The 6,806-nt window shown below is 66.6% G+C and carries 4 protein-coding genes and 1 pseudogene; all 5 read left to right on the top strand.

All coding sequences use genetic code 11. The features are described from left to right. Positions 1-45: 45 nt before the first annotated feature. The 5 genes and pseudogenes from fes (at position 46) to leuC (ending at position 6,800) form a co-directional block, all read left to right on the top strand. The gene (gene fes, locus ACTMSW_RS16575; protein ID WP_441181501.1) at positions 46-1,287 is read left to right on the top strand and encodes an enterochelin esterase; all 1,242 of its coding nucleotides are present in this window, start codon (positions 46-48) and stop codon (positions 1,285-1,287) included. A gap of 33 nt (positions 1,288-1,320) precedes the next feature. Beyond that, a complete protein-coding gene (gene leuB, locus ACTMSW_RS16570; RefSeq protein ID WP_441181500.1) occupies positions 1,321-2,442 on the top strand; it encodes a 3-isopropylmalate dehydrogenase in 1,122 nt (373 codons plus the stop codon). 55 nt (positions 2,443-2,497) lie between these two features. Continuing rightward, entirely contained in the window at positions 2,498-3,943 is a 1,446-nt protein-coding gene (locus tag ACTMSW_RS16565) for a pyridoxal phosphate-dependent aminotransferase (protein ID WP_441181499.1), read from the top strand. A 50-nt stretch (positions 3,944-3,993) separates the two neighbouring features. Beyond that, positions 3,994-5,331: a hypothetical protein gene (locus ACTMSW_RS16560; RefSeq protein ID WP_441181498.1), complete on the top strand. Its 1,338-nt coding sequence runs from the start codon at positions 3,994-3,996 to the stop codon at positions 5,329-5,331. A gap of 36 nt (positions 5,332-5,367) precedes the next feature. Then, positions 5,368-6,800, top strand: a pseudogene (leuC, locus tag ACTMSW_RS16555) (3-isopropylmalate dehydratase large subunit). The last annotated feature ends 6 nt before the right edge of the window (positions 6,801-6,806 follow it).

Here is a 6,806-nt window from a genome sequence, read left to right as displayed (position 1 = left end):
TCGCCCGACCATGACGATGCGCCGAACCGGCGCTAGGAGAATCCGATGATCGTTCCCACGAAGACCCAAACGGATCACCGCATCGTTCAACTGAAAGAGGCCGTCGCTGCCGGCGACGACGGGGCGCTCGACACCTTCTGGAAAACCGTCTCGGCCGACGGATCTCCGTTGATGGAGCCGATCGAAGGAGACGACACCAGAACCCTGGTGACCTTCGTGTGGCGCGATCCGGGCGACACCCGCAACGTGCTGGTGCTCTTCTACAGCGCGCCGACGCAGAACGGTTTCGACGAGTACCTGATGGAGCAGGTTCCCTCGACCGACCTCTGGTACAAGACCTACATCCTGCCGTCGGACCTGCGCACGACCTACCTGCTGTCGGTCAACGATTCGCTCGTCCCGTACGAGACCTACGCGGACGTGCTGGCCCGCATCCCGGCGTACCGGCCCGATCCGCTGAACCCCCGCGAGGTCACGGTCCTCGACGACCTCCGGGTGTCGGTGCTGGAGCTGCCCCAGGCGCCCAAGCAGCCGTGGAACATCGCACGGCGCGGCGTCCCCAAGGGGAAGAACCACATGCACCTCGTCGACAGCGAGGTCCTGCAGACCAAGCACCACATCACGGTGCACGTGCCTCCCGGCTACCGGACCGACGGCGAGGAGTACCCCCTCTTCGTCCTCTTCGACGGGTGGGCCTACTTCAACTTCGCAGCCACACCCACCGTGCTGGACAACCTGCTGTACGCCGGCCGGATCCCGCCGTTCGTCCTGGTGATGCACAGCAACATGGACCAGGCGGTCCGTGCCCGGGAACTGACGTGCCACGAACCGTTCAGCGACTTTCTGGCGCAGGAACTGATGCCCTTCCTCCGCGAGAACTACCACGTCACCTCCGATCCCTCGAAGACGTATGTCGGCGGCTCCTGCTTCGGAGGACTCGCCGCGGCCTACGTCGCGTTCAAACTGCCCCATATCTTCGGCAACGTGATCTCCCAGTCGGGCTCCTTCTGGTGGCCCGAGCGGGAAACTCCGGAGACCGAGATGGAGTGGCTGACCCGGCAGTTCGCGCTCAGTCCCAAGCTGCCCATCCGCTTCTCCATGGAGGTCGGCTCACTCGAGGCCGCAATTGTCGAGTTCGATCAGTTGAAGACCAACCGGAACCTGCGCGACGTCCTTCTCGGCAAGGGCTACGAGGTGGACTACTCGGAGTACTCCGGTGGGCACGACATGATCACGTGGCGCGGCACGCTGGTCAATCGCCTACTCGCCCTGGCGGCCAAGAAATAGTCGTCACCCGCACACGTCGAAAAGGGTGCCAAAATGGGAAACCACGCGATAACCGTACTGCCCGGCGATGGTGTGGGGCCGGAGGTCACGGAGCAGGCCGTCGAGGTGCTGCTCACCGTCGCGGACCTCTATGAGCACGACCTGACCATCCACCACCGTCTGGCCGGACTCGCCGCCATCGCCGGCGAGGGGGTGGCGATCTCCGATGCCACGCTCGAACTCTGCGAACAGAGCGACGCCATCCTGTTCGGCGCGATCGGCAGCCTGCCGGCCCACGAGCGCCAGCACGCCTCCGTCAAGCCGGAACAGGCCCTGTTCCGGCTGCGCAAGAGCTTCCAGTTCTTCGCGAACCTGCGGCCCATCCGGCCGTCGCGAAGCCTCTACCACGCCTCGCCGCTCAAGCCCCGCTACGTCGAGGGCACGGATCTGATGTTCGTCCGCGAGTTGTCCGCGGGCCTCTACTACGGGCATCTGGAGTCGATCCCGGGCAAGCCCAGCGAGATCCGGCGCACCGAACGGGGCGAGGAGGCCGTCGACACCCTCCTCTACACCGAGCAGGAGATCGAGCGCGTCGTGCGGGCCGCGTTCGACATCGCCGTCGCCCGTCGTGGAGTGGTCACGTCGGTCGACAAGGCGAACGTGCTCAGCTCGTCGATCCTCTGGCGGCGGGTCGTGGAGCGGGTCGCGGTGGACTATCCCGCGGTCACCTACGAGCACCTCCTCGTCGACGCCTGTGCGATGTACCTCCTTCGCGAGCCGTCCCGCTTCGACGTCATCGTGACGGAGAACCTCTTCGGCGACATCCTCACCGACGAAGCCTCCATGCTGACCGGCTCCATCGGCATGATCCCGTCGGCGAGCCTGGGCGTCCGCCGGACCCGGTCCGGCACCTTCGGCCTGTACGAACCCATTCACGGCTCTGCTCCCGACATCGAGGGGCAGGACAAGGCAAATCCCATTGCCGCGATTCTTTCGGCTGCCCTTCTTCTGCGGCATTCGCTCGGTCTGCAGCAGGAGGCCCTCGCGGTGGAGGCGGCCGTGGAGGAGGTGATTCAGGACGGTTATCGCACGGTCGACATCAAGGAGGAGGGAACCAAGGTGATCGGAACCCGCGAAATGGGGAAGCGCATCGCGGCGGCCCTGCGCCGGACATGATTCCGGCCGGTTCTGGTCCTGCGTCTTTTCTATCCGCGAACGGAGGCCGTCACCGATGGCACTGCAAACTGAGGTAATCAGGTCCGAGGCTCGTCTGCAGGACCAACGCCTGCTCGTCCGGCAGGTCCGCAAGGAGCTGGTGCACAAGTACCGCACCCGCCTGCAGACCAGCAACGAGCCACCGATCCGCATGATGGCGTCCATCGTCCAGGCTCTCGAGCGCGAGTGCGCCGAGCGTCAACTCGACCCGATCGCCACGCGCATGGAGATCGTGAACCGGACGATCGGTGACGTCAACGTGCGCCTCATCTCCGAGTGCGTCGGAGAAGAGGGCGGCCCGGGCGACTACCGGCGGCTCGCCGACGAGCTGGGGATCGCGCTGCCGGGCGAGAACCTCCAGGGATACGTGGCCACCGGCACGGTGTACCGGTGGCTACGTGACCAGATGCTCGACCTGGAGCGTCAGCTCATGCGGGTCGGCTTCGACCCCCGCATCTACGACCTCGCGAGCATCGGGAACTCGATGCTGCGGGGGTGGCTGGCCGACGACATGCGGCAGTGGGGCCTGCCCGTCACCGCGCGACACATCGCACTCGGGCTGGGCGCGACCGACTGCATGGACAAGGTGCTCCGCGGCCTGGGTGCCCTCGCCCGACTCCGCTCGCGAGCCGCCGGCGCGGTGCTCCTGCCGGCCCCGGGCTTCAACGTCCTCGAGTCGCAGGCCGCGGCCAACGGCTACCGCATCCACCGGGTGCAGACCCGGCCCGACGACTGCTTCAAGCTGACGGCAGACCAGCTCGCCCAGGCGCTGGACGCGAACCCGGCCATCACGATCGTCTATCTCATGGTCACCAGCAATCCGGCCACGTTCGCCTACGAGCCCGACGAACTCCGCGACCTGCTGGACGTGCTGCGTCGGCAGCGTCAGCGCGGACGTGTGGTCCACCTCCTGGCCGACCTGGCCTACGTCGGCACCGGAATCCCCGCCGAGGACGAGGCCCGCATGGGCGCCCTGACCGCTGCCTCCGACCTCCGTGACCAGGTCATCTATGTGAGCAGCTTCTCCAAGACCCACACGCTCACCGGCGAACGGTTCGGGTGGGTCACCTTTGGCGACGCGGACCTCGCCGCCAGCATGGTCGGCAGCTGGATCAACAGCGTGGCCTCGATGCCGGGTGAGTGGCAACTGCGCTTCATGGCCTATCACCGTCTCTTCCAGGAGAACCCGCATCTGATCGGCAAGATTCGCAGACTGTACGACCTTCGGCGTGCGCAGTTGAGGGCCCAGCTCCAGCGTCTCGACGAGCAGTTGGGCCTCTTCGAGCGCATTTATCTCGACGACGACGCGACCATCTACAACTGGAGCAAGCTGCGTAAGGGAGAAGACTGCTTCTCCGTTCTCGAGAAGACCGGTATCGCGGGAATTCCTGGTTCGACGTTCGGCTACTCCGACCAGTACGTCCGCTTCTCGGTTGGAATCCTGCCGGTATCGGCCGAATGATCAGTCGCCTTCGAAAAAAGCAAGCGAACGCTTCACGTCAGGAGGCTCCAATGACAAACCCGACACGTTCCGGCGACGTGCCCGTCGACTTCAACTGGAACACGGAACCCGACCCGCTCTCGCCGCTGCCCGAGTCCCTTCCCTGTGAGCCGACCCCGCTCCAGGCGTCCCGGGCCGAGGTCCTGTCCGAGTGCCTGCGGGACGGACTTCAGGGTGTGAGCAGGTACCCGTCCATCGACGCGATGCTCCAGTACGTTGAACTGCTGAACAACTTCGGCATCACGTCCGCCACGGTGGGGATCCACACCGGGGCCGGCGCACTCGACTCGACGATGAAGGAACTCCTCGCCGGTATGCGCGAACAGTTCCCCGCCATCGTCCCGTCGGTGCTCTCGGTCTGCACGCCGGCCTCGCTGAAGTGGACGGCGGAGTGCAAGGAGATCCACCCGGCCCTGGAGTCGGTCGTCTTCATGGGCAGCTCACCGTCGCGCCGGATGGTTCAGGGCTGGGACCTGGACTTCGTCCTGCGAAAGCTGGAGACGACCATCAAGCAGACCGTCGACCTGGGTATTCCGGTCATCGGCGGTACCGAACACACGACGCAGACCTCGCCGGAGGACGTCCGCCAGATCACCCGGGTCCAGGTGGAGAACGGTGCCTACCGCGTGGCGGTCGCCGACACGATCGGCGTCGCCCGGCCGGCGGGTGCCTACCGGCTCTGCCGCTTCATCCGGCAGTTGCTCGACGAGCTGGGCACGCCGGACATGAAGCTGGACTGGCACGGGCACCGCGACACGGGCAACGCGCTGGGCAACGCCATGATGGCCATCTCGGCCGGCGCCAACCGCATCCATGTCGTGTCGCGCGGTGTCGGCGAGCGCTCGGGCAACGCCTCGCTGGAAGAGGTCGTGCTGAACCTGGCCGCCATTCAGCAGGAGGGTGGCCTGCCGGTTTCCTGGAACATGTCCGAGCTGCTCGGCCTGATCTCCTTCTACCAGGAGATGGTCGGTGTCGTCACTCCGGACCACGGCGTGCTGGGCAAGCGCTACAGCTACACGAGCTCGGGCATCCACACCGACGCCATCCTCAAGGCCAACGCCCTCGCGGACAACGCGCGGAAGGCGCAGGACTTCCCGCTGGAGGCGAAGCTGCGCACGATGGCCCGCACCGTGTACTCGGCCATCGACCCGGCCACCGTCGGTGGGACCTACTCGGTGGGTGTCAGCCAGTGGAGCGGAACGAGCTCGGTGAAGCTCGCCTGCCTGCAGAGCGGCCGCGACCCCGAGAAGCTCTCCCCGGAGCGCATCGACGAAATTCTCTCCCACGCCAAGGGGCTGGGCCGTGAGCTGGAGGGCGAGGAACTGGAGGCCTGGTTCTCGCAGTCCTGAGCCCGCCTCGGCACGCAGATGGAGGGGAAGTGCCCGATGTCCCCCCGGATTGGAGTTGCGCCATGAGTCCACGAACCATGTTCGACAAGATCTGGGACGCCCACGTCGTGCGGGACGAGCCCGGCGAGGTGCCCGTCCTGTACATCGATCGCCACCTCACCCACGAGGCCACCTCTCCTCAGGCCTTCGCCGGCCTCCGGACCCGCGGACTGGCGGTCCACCGCACCGACGCCACCATCGCCGTCCTCGACCACAACGTCCCGACGGTTCCCGGTCGCCGGATGGTCGACGTCGTCGACGCCGCCAGCGTGACCTGCATCGAGACGATGGAGGAGAACGCCCGCGACTTCGGGGTCACGCTCTTCGACATGACGGACGAGTACCAGGGGATCGTCCACGTCATCGGGCCCGAGCTCGGTCTCTCCCTTCCCGGTATGACGGTCGTCTGCGGTGACTCGCACACCTCCACGCACGGTGCCCTGGGGATCTTCGCCATCGGCATCGGCACCAGCGAGGTGGAGCACGTACTGGCCACCCAGTGCCTGCTGCAGCAGAAGCCCAGGACGATGAACATCCGCGTCGAGGGGGCCCTCTCGCCGGGGGTCACCGCGAAGGACGTGGCACTGGCGGTCATCCGGAAGTTCGGCACGAACGTCGGCTCCAACCACGTCATCGAGTTCAGCGGCTCCGCCATCCGGTCGCTCTCGGTGGAAGGACGGATGACCCTGTGCAACATGGCGATCGAGGCCGGTGCGCGCGCCGGCATGGTCGCCCCCGACGACGTCACGATCGAGTACGTGCGGGGCCGTCCGTACGCCCCCGAGGGCGACCTCTTCGACCTGGCGGCGGCCCAGTGGAGGGAGCTGGGCAGCGACCCGGGCGCCCACTTCGACGCCGTCCTCGACATCGACGTCGACGATCTGGTGCCCCAGGTCACCTGGGGCACGGATCCGGGCATGGTCGCCGACATCACCGGCACGGTGCCCGACCCGGCGGCGCAGGCCGACAGCGTCACACGCCAGGGCTACGAACGGGCTCTGGAGTACATGGGGCTGACGCCCGGTCAGAAGATCGAGGACATCGAGATCCAGACGGTGTTCATCGGCTCCTGCACCAACTCGCGTCTGGAAGACCTGCGCATGGCCGCCTCGTTCGTCGCGGGGCGGCAGGTCGCACCGAACGTCCGCGCGATCGTCGTGCCCGGCTCGATGCTCGTCAGTCGACAGGCCGAGAAGGAGGGCCTGGCCGAGATCTTCCGTGCGGCCGGCTTCGAGTGGCGCGAGGCGGGATGCAGCATGTGCATCGCGATGAACGGCGACCGGCTGTCCGCCGGCGAGCGGTGCGCCTCGACCAGCAACCGCAACTTCGAGGGCCGGCAGGGCCGCGGAGGCCGCACCCACCTCGTCAGTCCGATCATGGCCGCCGGTGCCGCCATAGCCGGGCACTTCGTCGACGTTCGCAACCTGTAGGAAGAG

The organism is Micromonospora sp. BQ11, assembly GCF_052068135.1.
GTDB lineage: Bacteria > Actinomycetota > Actinomycetes > Mycobacteriales > Micromonosporaceae > Micromonospora.
Note: the sequence above shows the minus strand (reverse complement) of the source record. Positions and strands in the feature narration are given on the sequence as shown.